Annotated in this window: 14 protein-coding genes; 9 read left to right on the top strand and 5 right to left on the bottom strand. The window is 72.7% G+C overall.

Annotation, left to right across the window (positions count from 1 at the left end):
• The 5 genes from QWM81_RS26610 to QWM81_RS26590 all read left to right on the top strand — a co-directional run.
• A partial coding sequence (locus QWM81_RS26610) for an FtsK/SpoIIIE domain-containing protein (protein ID WP_290114906.1) occupies nucleotides 1-1,456 on the top strand: 1,456 nt, incomplete at its 5' end.
• Nucleotides 1,457-1,601: 145 nt separating this feature from the next.
• Nucleotides 1,602-2,978 (top strand): ABC transporter substrate-binding protein, encoded by a 1,377-nt coding sequence (locus tag QWM81_RS26605; protein ID WP_290114905.1) that lies wholly within the window; start codon nucleotides 1,602-1,604, stop codon nucleotides 2,976-2,978.
• 4 nt (nucleotides 2,979-2,982) lie between these two features.
• Nucleotides 2,983-4,350 carry a carbohydrate ABC transporter permease gene (locus QWM81_RS26600; RefSeq protein ID WP_435372460.1) on the top strand — a complete coding sequence of 456 codons (1,368 nt, stop codon included), beginning with the start codon at nucleotides 2,983-2,985 and terminating at the stop codon, nucleotides 4,348-4,350.
• A gap of 100 nt (nucleotides 4,351-4,450) precedes the next feature.
• Nucleotides 4,451-5,317 (top strand): carbohydrate ABC transporter permease, encoded by an 867-nt coding sequence (locus QWM81_RS26595; protein ID WP_290114903.1) that lies wholly within the window; start codon nucleotides 4,451-4,453, stop codon nucleotides 5,315-5,317.
• Nucleotides 5,318-5,400: 83 nt separating this feature from the next.
• On the top strand, nucleotides 5,401-7,629 hold the full coding sequence (locus QWM81_RS26590) for a bifunctional glycosyltransferase/CDP-glycerol:glycerophosphate glycerophosphotransferase (RefSeq protein ID WP_290114902.1): 2,229 nt from the start codon (nucleotides 5,401-5,403) through the stop codon (nucleotides 7,627-7,629).
• A 6-nt stretch (nucleotides 7,630-7,635) separates the two neighbouring features.
• Here QWM81_RS26590 and QWM81_RS26585 read toward each other — a convergent pair whose 3' ends face one another.
• The 5 genes from QWM81_RS26585 to QWM81_RS26565 are packed head-to-tail and all read right to left on the bottom strand — an operon-like array spanning nucleotide 7,636 to nucleotide 14,787.
• The gene (locus QWM81_RS26585) at nucleotides 7,636-9,276 is read right to left on the bottom strand and encodes a glycosyltransferase family 2 protein (protein ID WP_290114901.1); all 1,641 of its coding nucleotides are present in this window, start codon (nucleotides 9,274-9,276) and stop codon (nucleotides 7,636-7,638) included.
• Nucleotides 9,273-11,492, bottom strand: coding sequence for a CDP-glycerol glycerophosphotransferase family protein (locus tag QWM81_RS26580; RefSeq protein WP_290114900.1), 2,220 nt, complete (start codon nucleotides 11,490-11,492; stop codon nucleotides 9,273-9,275). The genes QWM81_RS26585 and QWM81_RS26580 overlap by 4 nt, the downstream gene beginning before the upstream one ends.
• 26 nt (nucleotides 11,493-11,518) lie before the next feature.
• On the bottom strand, nucleotides 11,519-11,893 hold the full coding sequence (locus QWM81_RS26575; protein WP_290114899.1) for a DMT family transporter: 375 nt from the start codon (nucleotides 11,891-11,893) through the stop codon (nucleotides 11,519-11,521).
• Between the two features lie 28 nt (nucleotides 11,894-11,921).
• The gene (locus QWM81_RS26570; RefSeq protein ID WP_290114898.1) at nucleotides 11,922-13,463 is read right to left on the bottom strand and encodes a bifunctional glycosyltransferase/class I SAM-dependent methyltransferase; all 1,542 of its coding nucleotides are present in this window, start codon (nucleotides 13,461-13,463) and stop codon (nucleotides 11,922-11,924) included.
• A gap of 34 nt (nucleotides 13,464-13,497) precedes the next feature.
• Nucleotides 13,498-14,787 carry a hypothetical protein gene (locus QWM81_RS26565; protein WP_290114897.1) on the bottom strand — a complete coding sequence of 430 codons (1,290 nt, stop codon included), beginning with the start codon at nucleotides 14,785-14,787 and terminating at the stop codon, nucleotides 13,498-13,500.
• Between the two features lie 205 nt (nucleotides 14,788-14,992).
• Here QWM81_RS26565 and QWM81_RS26560 point away from each other — a divergent pair, with 205 nt between their 5' ends.
• From QWM81_RS26560 to QWM81_RS26545, 4 genes are all read left to right on the top strand, one after another.
• The gene (locus QWM81_RS26560) at nucleotides 14,993-16,060 is read left to right on the top strand and encodes a glucose-1-phosphate thymidylyltransferase (RefSeq protein WP_290114896.1); all 1,068 of its coding nucleotides are present in this window, start codon (nucleotides 14,993-14,995) and stop codon (nucleotides 16,058-16,060) included.
• Nucleotides 16,057-17,064, top strand: coding sequence for a dTDP-glucose 4,6-dehydratase (gene rfbB / locus QWM81_RS26555; protein WP_290114895.1), 1,008 nt, complete (start codon nucleotides 16,057-16,059; stop codon nucleotides 17,062-17,064). Before QWM81_RS26560 ends, rfbB begins: the two co-directional genes overlap by 4 nt.
• Nucleotides 17,061-17,927 (top strand): dTDP-4-dehydrorhamnose reductase, encoded by an 867-nt coding sequence (gene rfbD / locus QWM81_RS26550; protein WP_290114894.1) that lies wholly within the window; start codon nucleotides 17,061-17,063, stop codon nucleotides 17,925-17,927. Before rfbB ends, rfbD begins: the two co-directional genes overlap by 4 nt.
• A 78-nt stretch (nucleotides 17,928-18,005) precedes the next feature.
• Nucleotides 18,006-18,422, top strand: a complete 417-nt coding sequence (locus tag QWM81_RS26545; protein WP_290114893.1) for an ATP-binding protein — start codon at nucleotides 18,006-18,008, stop codon at nucleotides 18,420-18,422.
• Nucleotides 18,423-18,453 lie beyond the last annotated feature (31 nt).

Raw genomic sequence — 18,453 nt, 5'->3', positions numbered from 1 at the left:
CAGCGCCGAGGACCCGGACCGCGAGCAGGAACTGGCGCTGGCGCTGTGCGCCCGCCGCGTCGACGGGCTGATCGTGATCCCGGCCGGTACCGATCACCGGTACCTGGAGCCGGAGATCAGGGCGGGTCTCGCGACGGTCTTCGTGGACCGCCCGGCCGGGCGGATCGACGCGGACGGGGTGCTGTCCGACAGCTTCGGCGGCGCCCGCGCGGGCGTGGCGCACCTGATCGCGCACGGGCACCGCCGGAGCGGGTTCAACGGCGGCCGGCCGCGCCGCCCCACCGCCGTGGCGCTGCCCCCGTCGGCCCGGCTGCTGGACGAGCTGGGCCTGGCCCGGGCCACGCCCGCGTCGCTGATGGCCCGGTGGGCGTCGGCGCCGGACGGCACGGCCGTGCTGGGCGCCGGTCCGCGAGGGCCGCTGGCCGTGGACCTCACCACAGAGGGCCCGCATCTGCTGATCGAGGGCCCGCCGGGCAGCGGCCGCACGGAGCTGCTGCGCGCGGTCGCCGCCTCCCTGGCGGCCGCGTCCCGCCCCGACCGGCTGGCCCTGCTGCTGGTCGACGGCTCGGGCGGCGGACGCGGCGAAGGGCTCGCCCCCTGCGCCGAACTCCCGCACGCCACCGAGCATCTGGTCGCCTCGGACCCCGTTCGGATGCGGGAGTTCGCCCAGGCACTCGGGGCGGAGCTGAAGCGGCGCGCCGAGCTGCTGGGCCGCCAGGAGTTCACCGAGTGGCAGACCCAGCGCGAGGTGGCGGACCGGATGGTCGGCCCGCGACGGCCCGCCGACCACGACAACGACCACAACGACCACGCCCGCGACCACGGCCCCGGCCACCGCACCGACGACAACGCCCCGCCCACCGGCACGCTGCGGCTGCGCCCCGCCGCCGCCCGTACGAAGAACGAGGTCCCGCTGCCCCGCCTCGTCGTCCTGGTCGACGACTTCGACGCGCTGGTCGCGCCCGCCCTCGGCAGCCCCGGGCGGCCCGCTGCCGGGTCGGTCGTGCGGGCGCTGGACGCCGTGGCGCGGGAGGGCCACCGCCTGGGCGTGCACCTGGTGGCGGCGTCCGCCCGCCCGGACCGCACGGCCGACACGGAGCTGGCCCACGGGGCGCGGCTGCGTATCGTGCTGGACGCGCCGCCCGTGTCGCCCGGTCCCGACGTCCCGGCGCCGGGGCGCGGCCGGCTGGGTCACCCGGACGGCCGGGTGACGCCGTTCCAGGGCGGCCGGATCACCGGGCGCATCCCGCGTACGGCGACGCAGCGGCCCACCGTGGTGCCGCTGGAGTGGGAGCGGATGGGCGACCCGCCGACCCGCCGCCCGGTGCGCGAACTGGGCAACGGCCCCACCGACCTGGCGCTGCTGGCCAGCGCGCTGGACCGGGCGGCCCGCTCCGTCGACGCGACACCCCTGCCGCCGCTCACTTCCGGCCACCAGCCCTCACCGCGGCACTGACGGCACGTCACGACCCGATCACGATCGCCGACTTGACACCCAAGGCGGTATTGCGACCCCCGTACACCGGGCGTAGACCTGACGGCGGGACGCGCACGCGCGGGGACGAGCGCGAGCGGAAGCGCATGGAAGAGACGGGGCAGTGATGCGCACAACTCTTCGGACACGCAGGGCCGCCATGGCGATCGCGGCCGCCTGTGCCCTCGCCCTCGCCGGGTGCGGCGGCGGCGACGGCGGGAAGGGCGGCTCCGAGCCGGCGAAGGACACCACCAAGGACGCCACCGGCGGGGCCGCGACCGTTCAGCTGCCCAGGCTGGACGGCCAGCAGGTCCAGGTCGTGGCGGTGTGGACGGGCCCGGAACAGCAGGCCTTCACCAAGGTCCTCGACGAGTTCGAGAAGCGCACCGGGGCACAGGTCGCCTACGTACCGACGCAGGACGCGATGCTCAACTACATCGGTACGAAGATCGCGGGCGGCGCGCCGCCGGATGTCGCCATGCTCCAGCAGGTCGGGGCGCTCCAGCAAGCCGTCGAGCGCAAGTGGGCCAAGCCGGCCGGCGCCGGGGCCAAGGAGCAGCTGGCCAAGAACTACTCCAAGGGCTGGCAGGACCTGGGGGCGGTCAACGGCACGCAGTACGGGGTGTACTTCAAGGCCGCCAACAAGTCGCTGATCTGGTACAACACGGCCGTCTTCGAGAACGCGGGCGTATCGGAGCCGAAGACCTGGAAGGACCTGCTGAGCACCGCGGAGACGATCTCCGCCTCCGGTGTGACCCCCTTCTCCATCGGTGGCGCGGACGGCTGGACGCTCACCGACTGGTTCGAGAACATCTACCTGTCGCAGGCCGGTCCCGAGAAGTACGACCAGCTGGCCAAGCACCGGATCAAGTGGACCGATCCCTCGGTCACGAAGGCGCTCACCACCCTCGCCGAGCTGTTCGGCAAGCCGAACCTGATCGCGGGCGGCGCGGCCGGTGCCCTGCAGACGGAGTTCCCGGCGTCCGTCACGCAGACGTTCACGGGCGGCGACGAGCCCAAGGCCGCGATGGTCTTCGAGGGTGACTTCGTCGCCATCAACATCGCCCAGACCGACGCTGAGATCGGCAAGGACGCCAAGGCGTTCCCGTTCCCGGCGGTGGGTGCCGAGCCGCCCGTGGTGACCGGCGGCGACGTGGCCGTCGCGCTGACCGACAAGCCCGCCTCCCAGGCGCTGCTGACGTTCCTGGCGTCCCCCGACGCGGCCCGCGTCTGGGCGGCGGAGGGCGGGTTCATCTCCCCCAACAAGTCGATGGACGTGGCGGCGTACCCCAACGACGTGCAGCGCGACATCGGCAAGGCGCTGATCGCGGCGGGCGACGACTTCCGCTTCGACATGTCGGACCAGATGCCGCAGTCGTTCGGCGGGACGCCCGGCAAGGGTGAGTGGAAGGCGCTTCAGGACTTCCTGAAGAACCCGAAGGACATCGCGGGTGTCCAGCAGCGGCTGGAGGCCGACGCGGCCAAGGCATTCAAGGGCGACTGACGCCATGTCGGCGGCGGTTCCCCCGGGGGGCACGGTGACACCGGTGCCCCCCGGCACACGCAAGAGCGCCACCGGTACGCGCAGGAGCGTCACCGGAACCCGCAAGGTCGTCGCGGCCGGCTTCCTGCTGCCCGCGCTGGTCCTGCTGGGCGCGCTCGTGGTCTACCCGATCGGGTACTCGGTCTACCGGTCCTTCTTCGACCAGTCCGGCAACGGCTTCGCCGGACTGGGCAACTACGTCGAGATCTTCACCGACGACACCATCCTCACCGCCGTCAAGAACAACGCCGTCTGGGTCGTGGTCGCGCCGACCGTCGCCACGGCCCTCGGCCTGATCTTCGCGGTCCTCACGGAGCGGGTCCGCTGGGGTACGGCGTTCAAGCTGATCGTCTTCATGCCCATGGCGATCTCGATGCTGGCCGCCGGCATCATCTTCCGGCTGGTGTACGAGCAGGATCCGGACCGTGGCGTCGCCAACGCCGTGTGGGTGGGCGTGCACGACGTGTTCTCCGAGTCGGCCGGCTACCCCAAGGCGCGGCCGCTCGACGTCCACCCGCTCAAGGCGGCGGGCGGCGGGGCGTTCATCACCGAGGAGCCCGTCCGGGCCGGCACACAGGTGAAGCTGCCGCTGGTCGGTGTGGCGCCCGCGAAGATGCCGGGCGACGCGAAGCCCGCCACCGCACCGCCCACGAGCGGGGATCAGGTCACCGGCACCGCCTGGCTGGACTTCACCAAGGGCGGCGGCGGCACGTCCAACACCATCGACGCCAAGGAGCTGGGCCTCAAGGGGCTCAAGGTCGAGGCGGTCAAGGACGGCAGGGTCGTCGCCACCGCCACGGCGGCCGCCGATGGCACCTTCTCCCTCTCCAAGGAGGCGGACGGCGCCCATCTGCGGCTGCCGGAGAGCAACTTCCGCGAGCCGTACAACGGCGTGGACTGGCTCGGCCCGTCCCTGGTCACCCCGGCCATCATCGGCAGTTACGTATGGATGTGGGCGGGTTTCGCGATGGTGCTGATCGCGGCCGGTCTGGCGGGCCTGCCGCGTGAGCTGCTGGAGGCGGCCCGCGTGGACGGTGCCAACGAGTGGCAGGTGTTCCGCCGTGTGACGGTCCCGCTGCTGGCGCCCGTCCTCGCGGTCGTCCTGGTCACCCTGATGATCAACGTCCTGAAGATCTTCGACCTGGTGTTCATCATCGCGCCGGGCTCGGTCCAGGACGACGCGAACGTGCTCGCGCTCCAGCTCTACCGCTCCTCGTTCGGCACGGACGCGCACCTCGGCGTGGGCAGCGCCATCTCCGTACTGCTCCTGCTGCTGGTGATCCCGGTGATGTTCTTCAACATCCGGCGCATACGGAAGGAGGCCCGGCGATGAGCGACCGTTCCGCCCCCGCCGCGGTCTTCTGCCGGGGGTCCGGGGGTTGTCCCCCGGGCAAGCACAGCAACATCCGGCGCATACGGAAGGAGGCCCGGCGATGAGCGGCAGCACCCGGCAGAGCCTCGCCGCGCGTATCGCGGCCCGTACCGGCGGCGGGGTCATGCGGGTCTTCCTGGTGCTGGTCGCGCTGTTCTGGCTGATGCCGACGGTCGGCCTGCTGCTGTCCTCGCTGCGCGACCCCGCCGACATGAGCGCGAGCGGCTGGTGGACGGTGTTCACCGCGCCCGCCCAGCTCACCACCGCCAACTACGCGAACATCCTCGACAACGACACCATCACCCACTCCCTCCTCTCCACGGTCCTGATCACCGTCCCGGCGACCGTCCTCGTCGTCGTGATCGGTTCGCTGGCCGGATACGCCTTCGCGTGGATGGAGTTCCCCGGCCGCGAATGGTGGTTCCTGCTGGTTGTCGGCCTGCTCGTGGTGCCCGTGCAGGTCGCCCTCGTACCGGTGTCGAAGCTGTTCGGCGAGATCGGCATCTTCGAGACGACGCTCGGCGTCGTGCTGTTCCACGTGGCCTTCGGCCTGCCGTTCGCGATCTTCCTGCTGCGCAACTTCTTCGCGGAGATCCCCCGCGAGCTGCTGGAGGCCGCCCGGCTCGACGGGGCGGGCGAGATCCGGCTGTTCACCCGGGTGGTCATGCCGCTGGGCGGCCCGGCCATCGCCTCGCTGGGCATCTTCCAGTTCCTGTGGGTCTGGAACGACATGCTGATCGCGCTGATCTTCGCGGACTCCGAGTCGCCGCCGATCACGGTCGCGCTCCAGCAGCAGGTGCGGCAGTTCGGCAACAACGTCGACATCCTGGCGCCCGGCGCCTTCGTCTCCATGGTGATCCCCCTCGCCGTGTTCTTCGCCTTCCAGCGGCAGTTCGTCTCCGGTGTGATGGCGGGCGCGGTGAAATGACGCCAGGCATACGGGGGACGGCGGCCGTCCCCCGTATGCCACGGCGGGCGTAACCCGGTCGGTCCACCGGCAGTTCCCGGGCCATGCCCCGGTTCAGCGTCATCGTCCCCGCGTACAAGGTCCAGGCCTATCTGCACGAGTGCCTGGAGTCGGTGCTCTCGCAGTCCTGCGGCGATCTGGAGCTGATCGCCGTGGACGACTGCTCACCCGACGGCTGCGGGGCGGTCATCGACGAGTTCGCCGCCCTCGACCGCCGGGTCGTCGCCGTGCACCTGCCCGAGAACGCCGGCCTGGGTCCCGCCCGCAACGCCGGGCTCGCCCGCGCCACCGGGGACTACATCGTCTTCCTGGACGGTGACGACACCTTCGTGCCGGGCGCGCTCCAGGCCATCGCCGACCGCCTGAAGGAGACCGGCTCGCCCGACCTCCTGGTGTACGACTACGCCCGCGTGTACTGGTCGGGCGAGGCGGTGCGCAACGAGTTCCACCGCCACCTCAGCGAGGCCGGCCCGGCGCCCTTCCCGCTGACCGAGCGCCCGGAGCTGCTGCGGGTGCTGATGGTGGTGTGGAACAAGGCGTACAAGCGGGAGTTCGTCGAGCGCGAGGGCTTCGCCTTCCCGCCCGGCTTCTACGAGGACACGCCCTGGACGTATCCGGCGCTGATGGCCGCCGGGTCGATCGCGACCCTGGACCGCGTCTGCGTCCACTACCGCCAGCGCCGCACGGGCTCCATCCTGCGCACCACCAGCCTGCGCCACTTCGACCTGTTCGACCAGTACGAGCGGGTCTTCGCGTTCATCGACGCGCGGCCCGAGCTGGCGCGCTGGCGGCCCGTGCTGTTCCGGCGCATGGCCGACCACTTCACGTCGGTCTTCACCGCGCGCGGCCGCCTCCCGCGCGGCACCCGCGCCGCCTTCTTCCGCCGCGCCCGCGGCCACTACCGCCGCTACCGCACGCGCGGCGCGACGCCGAAGCTCACCACGCGCGTCCGGCACGCCCTGGTCCGGCTGGGCAGCCACCGCACGTACCGCGCGCTCATGGCCGCCCGGGTGCTGCTCAGGCATGCCCTGCGGTACGGCTCCGCGGCCGCGCGCGCCCTGCGCGGCGCCCTGCTCCAGTTGCACTACCGCGTCCAGCTGTGCCTGCCGGTGCGCGCCGACCGGGCGGTGTTCGCCGCGTACTGGAACCGCGGGTACGCGTGCAGCCCGGCCGCGATCGAGGAGCGGGTGCGCGAACTGGCCCCGCACGTCCGCACGGCGTGGATCTGCGCGCCCGAGCACGCCGCGACGGTGCCGCCCGGCACGCGGTGGCTCCGGCCGGGGTCGGCCGCGTACTGGACGGCGCTGGCCCGCTCCGCGTACCTGGTCAACAACGTCAACTTCGACCGGCGGCTGGTCAAGCGGCGCGGCCAGCTGCTGATCCAGACCCAGCACGGCACGCCGCTGAAGCACATGGGCCTGGACCTCCAGCACCGGCCGGCCGCCGCGCGTTCCCTGGACTTCGCGCAGCTCCTGCGCAACATCGACAAGTGGGACTGCCTGATCACCGCCAACCGCCACTCCAGCCTGGTGTGGGAGCGGGTCTACCCGGCCGCCTACCGCACCCTGGAGTTCGGCTGCCCGCGCAATGACGTCTTCCAGCGCGCCACCGCCTCCGACGTCGCCGCGCTGCGCGAGTCGCTGGGCATCCCCGAGGGCCACACCGCGATCCTGTACGCCCCCACGCACCGCGACTACGCACACCCCCAGCCGCGGCTGCTGGACCTGAACCGGCTGCTGCTGGCCCTCGGTCCCCGCTACGTCGTCCTGGCCCGCCCCCACCCCACGCACGGCACCGGGCCCGAGGCCACCACCAACCCCCGGGTCATCGACGTCTCCGCCCACCCCGCCGTCGAAGAGCTGTGCCTGGCCTCCGACGTGCTGGTCACCGACTACTCGTCCCTGATGTTCGACTACGCGGGCCTGGACCGGCCGATCGTCGTGCACACGGAGGACTGGACGGCGTACGACGCGGCCCGCGGGACCTACTTCGATCTGCGGGCGTTCCCGCCGGGCGCGGTGGCCCGCACCGAGGACGAGCTGATCGACATCTTCGCCACGGGCCACTGGCGCGGTTCGCGCTCGGCGCAGCTGCGGGCCGCCTTCCGGGCGCGCTTCTGCCCGTACGACGACGGGTACGCGGCCGAGCGGGTGGTGCGGCACCTGTTCCTGGGCGAGGACCCGGCGGCCCTGCCGCCCGTCGTACCGGTCGAGGACCGCCGCCCGGCTCCGGCGCTGGGCGGAGCCGGGGTGCTCTTCCCGGCCCCGCGCTGAGCGCCGCTACCGGCGTACGAGCGCCTTGGCGGCCCGTCGCACCGGCCCCCGCTGCACCACCGGGCCGAGCAGCCGGCCCACCACTCCCCCCGGCCGCCAGCGCAGCTGCAACCGTCCCGCCTCCCGCCCCTCCGGCTCGACCGTCACCCGGTGCCGCCCGGCGCCGGCCACCTCGAAGGGCGCGAAGTCCAGGGGCGCGAGCAGCACGCCGGTGTTGCCGCCGCACCCGTCGGTGACCTCCAGCACGGGGTGGCGCACGCCCCGGAAGCCGTGCACGGGCAGCGACGCGGCCGCCAGGTCGAGCCGTACGGTGCCCTCGAAGACGCCGCGGCCCGCCGGGTCCAGCCGCAGCGGCACGGTCAGCCGCCGCCCGGCCGGTGAGACGTGCAGGCGCGCGGGCTGGGGGGCGAGCCGCAGCCGCAGCCCCGGGTCGTAGGTGCGTACCGTCAGGTCCACCGCGGCGCCCGGCCCCTGCGCGACCCGGGTGATCTCGTGCCGGAACCGGGCGGAGCCGAAGGGGCAGCCCTCCAGGTCGAGGTCCGCGAGGTCCAGGTCACGCCGCGCCGCCTCCGATGAGGGCAGCGCGCTCCCCCAGTACGTACGCCCCCGCCCGTCGCGCACCGTCTCGCGGGGGCCCGCGCCGTGCGCAGCGCCCCGGGCGGCCAGGCGGGCCTCCTCGTGGCGCCCCTCCCGCAGCAGCCCGATCACCACCCGCTCGTCCCGCCGCAGCCGTGCGAACGCGGCGGCCGACAGCCCGTCCAGATACGGCACCACCTCGGCGGCGAACTCCTCGACCCACGCGACGTCCCGGTAGGGCAGGTCGCCCGCGTACAGCCGCAGGTCGTGCGAGAGGAACTTGTAGTCCTTCTCCTCCCGGACCGCCGCCGACGCCCCCTCCTCCTCCAGGAACGCGTCGATCAGCCGCGCGACCGTCACCCGGTCCCGCACGTTGGACATCAGGTGGCGCCGGTTGGAGATCGTCGCCGCCTCCGCGCCGGCGTAGGGGGCGATGTACCAGCGGTAGACGGGCTCGGTGATGACGGTGAGGGCGCGGGCGTGGGTGTAGGCGCGGGCGGAGAACAACTGGTCCTCGTAGTGCAGGCCCTCGGGGAAGCGCAGGGCGTGCCGGTCCAGGAACTCCTTGCGGTACATCTTGTTGGTGGACAGCGGTTCGAACAGCAGCCGGGGCTCGTCCTCGATGCCGCGGACCGTGCGGCGCCGGGTGAACAGCGGCGCCATCCAGGCGGAGACGTCGCCGGTGTCGGTGCGCACCCGCTCCACCGCGCCCATCGTGAAGTCGACGTCGGCCTCGGCGTGCGCGGCGAGCAGCAGTTCACAGGCGCGCGGCGGCAGTTCGTCGTCGCTGTCGAGGAACATCAGGTAGGGCGCGCGGGCGATGTCCATGGCCCGGTTGCGGGGGGCGCCGCAGCCGCCGCTGTTGCGCTCCAGCCTCAGCACCCGGATGCGGTCGTCCTGGGCGGCGAGCGCGGCCGCGACCTGCGGGGTGGCGTCGGTGGAGTGGTCGTCGCTGATGATGATCTCGATGTCGCGCAGGGTCTGGGCGCGTACGGAGGCGATGGCGCGCGGCAGGCGTTCGGCGTCGTTGTGGACGATGACCGTGACGGTCACATCGGGGATGGTGATCATCGGCGCGCGGCCTCCTCGGGGGTCGGGGCGGGGGTGCGGCGCTCCAGGGGCAGCACGGGCGGCAGGCTCTCCTCGCCCTCGCCGAGGAAGACGCGGCGGACGACGCGCTCGGCGGCGCGCCCGTCGTCGTACTCGCAGAAGCGCAGCCGGAAGTCGTGGCGCTGTTTGGCGGCGGCCTCGTCGCACCAGGTGCCGTCGAGGAGGATGCCGGTCAGGTCGTCCTGGGTCCGGGTGACGGGCCCCGGCGGTTCGGCTGTGATGTCGAAGTAGACGCCGCGGGTGGCGGTGTAGGTCTCCCAGTCGTCGGTGTGCAGGACGATGGGCCGGTCGAGGTTGGCGTAGTCGAACATGATCGACGAGTAGTCGGTGATCAGCGCGTCGGCGGCCAGGGCGAGTTCTTCGACGGGGTCGTAGCCGGTGACGTCGAGGACGCGGTCGTGGCGCGGGCCGGGCAGCCGCTCGTGGAAGTAGTGGCCGCGGACGAGCAGGACGGTGTCCTCGCCGAGGTCGTCGGCGAGCCGGGGCAGGTCGAGGCGGGGCGTCCAGCGGGATTCGTGGTCGCGGTGCGTGGGGGCGTACAGCAGAGCCCGCTGACCGGGCCGGATGCCGAGCTTGGCGCGGGCGGCGCGGACGTCGGCGGCGGTGGCGCGGTAGTGGATGTCGTTGCGCGGATAGCCGTAGTCCAGGGTGCGGTAGCCGGAGGGGTAGGCGCGCTGCCACATCTCGGTGGAGTGGCTGTTGGCGGACAGGCTGTAGTCCCAGCGGTCCACGCGCTCCAGCAGGGTCTCGAAGTTGAGGCCCTGGGCGGCGGCGGGGTGCTCGCGCTGGTCGACGCCCATGCGCTTGAGGGGGGTGCCGTGGTGCGTCTGGAGGTGGACGGTGCCGGGGCGTTTGACGACTGCGTTGGGGAAGTTGACGTTGTTGACCAGGTACTTGGCGCGGGCGAGGACGTCCCAGTAGCGGCGGGTGCCGGGCAGGACGTGGTCGGTGCCGGGCGGCAGCAGCGGGACGCGGTCCGGTTCGACGATCCACACCTGGCGGATGTCGGGGGCCAGTTCGGCGAGTTCGGCGGCGATGGCGGCGGGGTTGCAGTGGACGCCGCGCCCCCAGTACGCGGAGAAGACGGCGAGGTCCTGGTCGATGCCCCGGCGCAGGGAGCGGCGGTAGTGGTGGCGGGTGCGGGCGGCGGCGACCTGGCCGGCGCGGGTGGCTGCGCCGCTCTGGAGGGCGCGGCGCTTGTCGTTGGCGATGCGCAGCAGGCGGTAGCCCAGGTGGGCGCCCTGGCCGAGGAGGGCGTGGCGTACGCCGTCGAGGCCGCCGGGCCGGTGGTGGCCCTCGGGGCGGAAGCGGGCGGTGTGGCGGGCGGCGCGGCGGAAGTACTCGGTGAGCAGGGCGGGCGGCAGTTCGTCGCGCCGGGCGAGGGTGGTGAGGTAGTCGCCGACCATCCGGTCGTAGAGCCGGGCGCGCAGGGCGGTGGGCGCGTCGGCGGCCAGGGCGAGCTGGTGGAGGCGTTCGTACTGGCCGAAGGCGGCGAAGTGCTGCTCGGGTCCGGCGGCGCGGCGTTGGGCGGGGCGGTCCTTGTGGCGGATGAGGCCGATGGTGCCGCAGGCGGTGATGCGCCGGGCGAGGAGGAGCACGGCGTACGAGAGGTAGAGCTCGTCGTGCCCTTCGGTGCCGATCAGCTCGGGGTGGCCGGCCAGCAGCCGGGCGCTGATGAGGCGGTTGCCGAGGAGGGGCGCGATGCCGAGGAGGCCGGGGTGGCCGACGAGGGTGGTGTCCGCCGGGACGGCGGCGAGGAGGTCGGTGGTGCCGCTGGGCACGGCCTCGTCCCACCAGTGGGCGTGGTGGTGGTCGAACAGCAGCACGTCCGGCGCCGTCCGCAGGGCGCCCAGCCGGGCGGTGAGGGCGGCCGCGGCCCCGGCGGGCAGCCGGTCGGTGGCGGGGTGCAGGAACTGCAGGTGGGCGCCGGTGGCGGCGTGGGCCGCGGCGGCCCGGGCGGTGGCGGCCGGGGCGTCGGGGGCGACGGGCACGACGGTGACGCGCGGGTCGCGCACCTCGTGGACGGCGGCGAGCGCGCGTGCGGCGCCGTCGTCGTCGGCGACGGTGACGACGATGTCGAGGTCGGGGGGCGTCTGTGCGGTGACGCTGTCCAGACAGGCGCGCAGCCGGCTGTGCGGGGCGTGGCCGGTCACGATGACGCTGAGGGGTGTGGGCATGTGCGTGCGCTCCTCGCGGAGGGGGGTCAGTTCCGTTGGCCGTAGAAGACGGTCACCAGGCCGATCACCACCAGCAGCGAGCCGGCCCAGGTCCACACCGAGGTCCGCTCGTGCAGCAGCGTGGAGCCGGCGAGCACGATCAGCAGATAGCCGAGGGCGTTGAAGGGGTACGCGATGGACAGCGGCACCCGGGCGAGGGTGGACATCCAGGCGACGGCGGACACCGCGAAGACGGCGAGGCCGACCACCACCCAGGGCGTGGTCGCGGCGCGTACGGCCAGGGAGCCGCCGGTGCGCTCGGCGGTGGTGGCGGCGGCCTTCATCCCGTGTTTGAGCATGATCTGGCCGGCCGCCGAGGAGAACACGGCGAACAGCAGCAGCGTCAGGCTGGGCAGGGTCAACGTCCGCCTCCGGGGCGCCGGTCCGGGCTCAGACGCCCACGTGGTGGGTGGGGCTGTCGGCGGGGACGAACTGACGGTTGAGGATGTCCTGGACATCGATGTGCTCCCCAGCGATGATCGTCCGCGCCGCATGCGGGGTGAGCAGTGCGACGTACTGGTAGCCGAAGAGGGTGGGCCGGATGCGGGTCAGCCCCTTGGACAGCCCGCCCAGGACCGTGGCGGTGGGGCCACCGCCGAGGACGGACCAGAAGGGCGCCCCGGTGGCGGTCAGGGACAGCACGTCGTACCCGGCGGAGCGGACCGTGCGGCGCAGGCTGGCGCGGCTGAAGAAGCGCAGGTGCGTCTCGTCGAGGATGCCGCGCCGGTCGTAGTCGAAGACGCCGAGCGCGACGCGCAGCCGCGAGTACCAGTGCCCGAAGTTCGGTACGGACACAAAAACGTGCCCGCCGGGGCTCAGGACGCCCCGCACCTGGGCGAGCAGGCGCTCGGGCCGGGAGAGGTGTTCGATGACGTCCCCGGCGACGACGTAGTCGTACCCCTCCCCGATCCCCTCGGGCAGCCCGTCCTCCAGGTCGGCGAGGAAGAACCCGCCGGAACACCGCTGCCGTACGCCGTCGACCTCGACGCAGTCGATGCCGGTGACCTGGTGGCCGAGGGCTTCGAGGCGCTCGGCGAACAGCCCGCCGGAGCAGCCGACGTCCAGGACGCGGCCGGGCGGCAGGGCGCTCATCTTGTCCAGGATGACGGCGTGCGAGGAGCCGTCGCCCTCCTTGAAGGCGTACTCGACGGGCTTGGGGATCCAGCCGCAGGTGCCGAAGCCCTTCTTCGCCAGCCGGTATTCGAGGACGTCCTTGATGACGTCCTTGGCGTAGCGCATGCCGTTGACGTAGCAGATCTCGTCCCCGTAGTAGGTCGGGATGGGGATCTCGCGGATGCGCATCCCGGCGTCGGCCAGCTGGACGATGATCTGGGTGTCGAAGTCGAAGGCGTCGGTGTTGCGGTCGATGGGCAGGCGGCGCAGGGCGTCCACCTTGTAGGCCCGGTAGCCGGAGTGGAACTCGGTGAGCCGGGAGCCGAGCAGCTTGTTCTCCAGCCGGGTCAGCACGCGGTTGCCGAGCCATTTGTAGAGCGGCATGCCGCCGCGCAGGGCGTCGCGGGGACGCATCATCCGGGACCCGAACACCGCTTCGCACTCGCCGCGTACGAGCGGTTCGACCATCTGCGGCAGCAGCTCGGGCGCGTACTGGCCGTCGCCGTGGAGGAGGACGACGATGTCGAGGCCGCGCTCGGCGGCCAGGGCGTAGCCGGCCTTCTGGTTCCCGCCGTAGCCGAGGTTCTTGGTGTGCCGCATGACGACGGTGGGCGGCATGCCGTCGAGCTGGGACCAGCGGCAGCCCGCGGTGAAGGTCGCGTCATGGCTGGCGTCGTCGAGGATGAGGATCTCGGCGATCTTCGGCCGGAAGTCGGCGGGGATGCGGTCGAGGGTCTTCTCCAGCGTCGCTTCCGCGTTGTACGCCACCACCAGGATGCCGATCCTGGGGCTTGGCCGGCTGCTCTGGCCTTCCGTCACGGGCTTCTCCACTCTCGCGGGGTTCGGGGGCGGGTCAGTTGGCAGAGGGCGCGGTGGGCGTCTGCGTACGGGGTACGGGGTCGTCCACGGGTGACGCCTTGCCGGGTGGCGCTTGGGGCGCGGTGCGCCGGGCTTCGGGCAGCAGCGGTACGGCGGGCCCGGGCGCCGGGCCGGACAGGGCGCGGTGGATGCCCGAGGCCACGCAGACCGCGAGGACCGCCCACCCCAGCGCGCCGAAGGCCATCTCCGTGTCCGTCCAGTGCACCGGCCGCTGCCCGGAGTAGACCGACGCCGCCACCCCGCCGACGACCGCCCCGTACGCCAGCCCCTGCCACAGGCCCACGACGAACAGCCCGGCCGCCGGCCACGCCAGGTACTGCACGCCCGAGGCCGTGCTGAGCAACAGCAGCAGCCCGAGCGTGACGGCGACGGCGAGCGGCGCGTCGGCCGGGCGCCGCCAGGCCAGCCACACGCCCACCGCCATGATCGCCGCGACGATCAGGAAGTGGCCGTCCCCGCGCACCAGGGCGACGTACGACTCCGGCACCCCCGCCCAGCGGGCGAAGCGGATGACGCCCCAGAAGCTGAAGTTGCCGCCCGCGTACTCCAGTACGTTCGCCTTGAGCCCACCCGGCACGGTCGCGATCACCGGCCCCCACACGGCGAGGAACAGCGCGGCGGACCCGGCCGTGAACCGCAGCAGCGCGCGCCGCCCGGCGCGCCAGGCGGCGGCGAACAGCAGTGGTACGGCGACGACGGGGATGAGCTTGACGCTGACGCACAGCGCCGCGGCGAGCCCGGCCGCCAGCGGCATGCGCCGGTCGGTCAGCAGGTAGGCGGCGGCGAAGGCGAACATCACCGCCACCGAGTCGGTGTTGCCGTGGTAGCCGGACGTGGCCACCAGGACGGGGCACAGCGCCGCGCCCACCGCGCAGAACACGGCCGTACGCGGCCGGGCGGCGCGCCGGCGGACGATCGCGAACACCAGCAGGACGGTGATGAAGTCGGCGAGACACGCGGGGAAGCGGATCAGGGGCCGCCAGGGCACGCCCTGCTGGGCCAACCACTCCATCCCCAGCAGCATCCAGCTCGCCAGCGGCGGGTGGTTGTAGACCGGCAGCCACGGCATCTGCTCGGCGTAGATGCGGACCGGGTCCGTCCGGGCGATGGCCCGCGCGAAACCCCAGAAGAAACGCACGTCGGCGGGGCCGCGTGTGTTCGCCGCGAGCGCCATTTTCGACACGAACGCGACTGCCGCGACAACGAGGACGACGATCCGGGCTTTCCGTACATCCCAGGACAGGGACGACATTCCGACGTTCATGGTTGCCGAACGTAGCAATACCAACGGCACCTAGCGAAGCACCGATAAACATACTTAAGCGGCAATGGAGTTCACTGCGCGGGCGTTATAGCGCCGGAACGGGTTTACCGAATCACACGTATGGCCCACCACGGCACGTAATTCGTGGCGCTCAACTCTCGTTCACAACCTGCACCTTGTCCCCGTCAGCCGAGGCAGGCACCCAGTGAAAGCACTCGTACTCTCCGGAGGCGCCGGCACCCGGCTGCGCCCCATCACGCACACCTCCGCCAAACAGCTCGTCCCGGTCGCCAACAAGCCCGTGCTCTTCTACGGTCTCGAATCGATCGCCGCCGCCGGAATCCGGCAGGTCGGCATCATCGTCGGCGACACGGCCGAGGAGATCCGGGCCGCGGTGGGCGACGGGTCGCGCTTCGGCCTGGACGTCACCTACATTCCCCAGCACGCCCCGCTGGGTCTCGCCCACGCCGTGCTGATCGCCCGCGAATTCCTCGGCGACGACGATTTCGTGATGTATCTGGGGGACAACTTCATCGTCGGCGGAATCACGGAGCTGGTCGAGGAGTTCCGCGCCACCCGGCCCGCCGCCCAGATCCTGCTGACCAAGGTGCCCGACCCGCGCGCCTTCGGGGTCGCCGAGCTCGACGTCGACGGGCGCGTCGCCCGGCTGGAGGAGAAGCCGGCCGCGCCACGCAGCGACCTGGCGCTGGTCGGCGTGTACCTCTTCACGTCCGCCGTGCACGAGGCGGTGCGGTCCATCGAGCCGTCCGCGCGCGGCGAGCTGGAGATCACCGACGCCCTCCAGTGGCTCATCGACGAGCGGCGCACCGTCACCTCGACGGTCATCTCCGGCTACTGGAAGGACACCGGCAACGTGGCGGACATGCTGGAGGTGAACCGGTCCGTCCTGGAGCTGCTCACCCCGCGCAACGACGGCAGCGTGGACGACGCCACCGAGATCATCGGCCGCGTCCGCATCGGCGGCGGGGCGACCGTGCGCGGCTCGCGCATCGTCGGGCCGGTCATCATCGGCGCGGGCACCGTCGTGGAGAACTCCTACATCGGCCCGTCCACGTCCATCGCCGAGAACTGCCGGGTGACGGACAGCGAGATCGAGTACTCCATCGTGCTCAGCGGCTCCTCGCTGCTCGGCGTGGGGCGCGTCGAGGCGTCCCTCATCGGACGTAACGTCGAGATCACCCCCGCCCCGCCCATCCCGGCCGCCCACCGCCTGGTGCTCGGCGATCACAGCAAGGTGCAGATCTCCGCATGAAGTCCGTCCCGCGCATCCTGGTCACCGGAGGAGCCGGTTTCATCGGCTCGCACTACGTCCGTACGCTGCTGGGGCCGCCAGGCCCCGGCCATGCCCACGCCCAGACCCAGGCCCAGGTCACGGTCCTCGACCGGCTCACCTACGCCGGGAACCCCGCGAACCTCGACCCTGTGCGGGACCGTCCCGGTTTCCTGTTCGTGCACGGTGACATCCGGGACGCGGACCTGGTCGACAAGCTGGTCTCCGAACACGACGAGATCGTCCATTTCGCCGCCGAGTCGCACGTGGACCGCTCGATCCTGGGCGCCGCCGAGTTCGTCCGCACCAATGTGCTCGGTACGCAGACACTGCTGGACGCGGCCCTGCGGAACCGTATCTCCACCTTCGTCCACATCTCCACGGACGAGGTGTACGGGTCCATCGAGGAGGGCTCCTGGACGGAGGACGCGCCGGTGCGGCCCAACTCCCCGTACGCCGCGTCCAAGGCGTCCGCCGACCTGATCGCGCTCGCCTACCACCGCACGCACGGCCTGGACGTGCGCGTGACGCGCTGCTCCAACAACTACGGCCCCCACCAGTTCCCCGAGAAGGTCATCCCCCTGTTCATCACGCGGCTCCTGGAGGGCGGCCGGGTGCCGCTGTACGGGGACGGCTCGCACGTGCGCGACTGGCTGCACGTGGACGACCATGTGCGCGGCGTGGAGCTGGTGCGCACCCGGGGGCGGGCGGGCGAGATCTACCACATCGGCGGCGGCACGGAGCTGTCCAACCGGGAGCTGACCAGCGCGCTGCTCGACGCCTGCGGCGCGCACTGGTCCCGGGTCGACCATGTCGAGGACCGCAAGGGCCACGACCGGCGGTACTCGGTCGACTGGACGAAGATCCGCGAGGAGCTGGGCTACCGGCCGGGCAAGGACTTCGCGACGGGCCTGGCGGAGACGGTCGCCTGGTACCGGGAGAACCGTTCCTGGTGGCAGCCCCTGCTCGGCCGGGCGGCGCTGTGAGTTGGCTGGTCACGGGCGCCGGCGGGATGCTCGGCCGGGACGTGCTCAGGTGCCTGGGCGGCGACGCGGTGGGCCTGACGCGGCGGGAGCTGGACGTGCGCGACCCGGTCGCGGTGCGGGCGGCGCTGGCGGCACTGCGCCCTTCGGTGGTCGTCAACTGCGCGGCCTGGACGGCGGTGGACGACGCCGAGACGCGCGAGGGCGAGGCCCTGGCGGTGAACGGCACGGGGGTGCGCCACCTGGCGGAGGCGTGCGCCTCGGTGGGGTGCGTGCTGCTGCACGTGTCGACGGACTACGTGTTCGACGGCCACGCGCGCGTGCCGTACGCCGAGGGCACGCCGCCCGCCCCGCGCACCGCGTACGGCCGCACCAAGCTGGCCGGCGAGCGGGCGGTGCTGGAACTGCTGCCCGAGCACGGGTACGTGGTGCGGACGGCGTGGCTGTACGGGGCGGGGGGCGCCAACTTCGTACGGGCGATGCTGCGTTCGGAGGCGTCGCGGGAGTACGTGGACGTGGTGGACGACCAGCGCGGCCAGCCCACCTGGAGCGCCGACCTCGCCCGCCGGCTGGTCGCCCTGGGCCGCTGTGGCGCGCCGCCGGGCGTCTACCACGCCACGAACGCCGGCGACGGCACGTGGTGGGACCTGGCCCGTGAGACGTTCCGGCTGCTGGGCGCGGACCCGGGCCGGGTGCGGCCCACCACGAGCGCGGCCTACCCGCGCCCGGCACCCCGTCCCGCGTACAGCGTGCTGGGCCACGACCGCTGGCGCGAGGCGGACCTGCCCCCGCTGCGGGACTGGCGGGAGGCGCTGCGGGAAGCGCTCCCCGCGCTGCGGCTCACCGCCGCCGGCACCGGGCCCTGACAACCGGGCGCCGAGGCCGTTGCCTTCCCCGGTCCGGGGTACACGCGGATGGCCGGACCCCGGACGCAAGGAGACACGATGGCCGACTCGTCGATGAAGGCCGTGGGCTGGGCGCGGAGCTTTCCCGTTTCGGGTGGCGTACGAGCGGGGCGGTGCTGGGCACGCGAGCACCTGGAGTCCCTGGGCTGGACCGAGAGCGCCCCCGAGACGACGGACGACGTGCTGCTCACGGTGTCGGAGCTCATCACCAACGCGCATGTCCACGCCCGCAGTTCCGCCCAGGTGGTGCTGACCTGGGACAACCGGTGCCTGCACGTCAGTGTCCACGACTCCGGCGGCAGCGGGATGCCGACCCCGCGCGCGCCTGACACCGTCTCGACGGGCGGCCGGGGCCTGGCCCTGGTCGACGCGCTGGCGGATCACTGGCACACCCACGCCCAGCAGCACGGCAAGACCATCACCGCCTGCTTCACCCCGTCCGGCGGGGACGGGTGAGCAGACGTCACACCGCGCGGAAACGCGGCGC

Origin of the sequence: Streptomyces ficellus (assembly GCF_030406405.1) — a bacterium.
Taxonomy (GTDB): Bacteria; Actinomycetota; Actinomycetes; order Streptomycetales; family Streptomycetaceae; genus Streptomyces; species Streptomyces ficellus_B.
The sequence above is the reverse complement of the archived record's forward strand: the minus strand, read 5'-3'. Positions and strand labels throughout refer to the sequence as shown.

Excerpts from the sequence above, each read along its gene's own strand:
- QWM81_RS26585 (WP_290114901.1), bottom strand. The coding sequence starts at position 9,276 with ATGATCACCATCCCCGATGTGACCGTCACGGTCATCGTCCACAACGAC.
- rfbB (WP_290114895.1), top strand. The coding sequence starts at position 16,057 with ATGAAGTCCGTCCCGCGCATCCTGGTCACCGGAGGAGCCGGTTTCATC.
- QWM81_RS26595 (WP_290114903.1), top strand. The coding sequence starts at position 4,451 with ATGAGCGGCAGCACCCGGCAGAGCCTCGCCGCGCGTATCGCGGCCCGT.
- QWM81_RS26605 (WP_290114905.1), top strand. The coding sequence starts at position 1,602 with ATGCGCACAACTCTTCGGACACGCAGGGCCGCCATGGCGATCGCGGCC.
- QWM81_RS26580 (WP_290114900.1), bottom strand. The coding sequence starts at position 11,492 with ATGCCCACACCCCTCAGCGTCATCGTGACCGGCCACGCCCCGCACAGC.
- QWM81_RS26565 (WP_290114897.1), bottom strand. The coding sequence starts at position 14,787 with ATGAACGTCGGAATGTCGTCCCTGTCCTGGGATGTACGGAAAGCCCGG.
- QWM81_RS26545 (WP_290114893.1), top strand. The coding sequence starts at position 18,006 with ATGGCCGACTCGTCGATGAAGGCCGTGGGCTGGGCGCGGAGCTTTCCC.
- QWM81_RS26600 (WP_435372460.1), top strand. The coding sequence starts at position 2,983 with ATGTCGGCGGCGGTTCCCCCGGGGGGCACGGTGACACCGGTGCCCCCC.
- QWM81_RS26590 (WP_290114902.1), top strand. The coding sequence starts at position 5,401 with ATGCCCCGGTTCAGCGTCATCGTCCCCGCGTACAAGGTCCAGGCCTAT.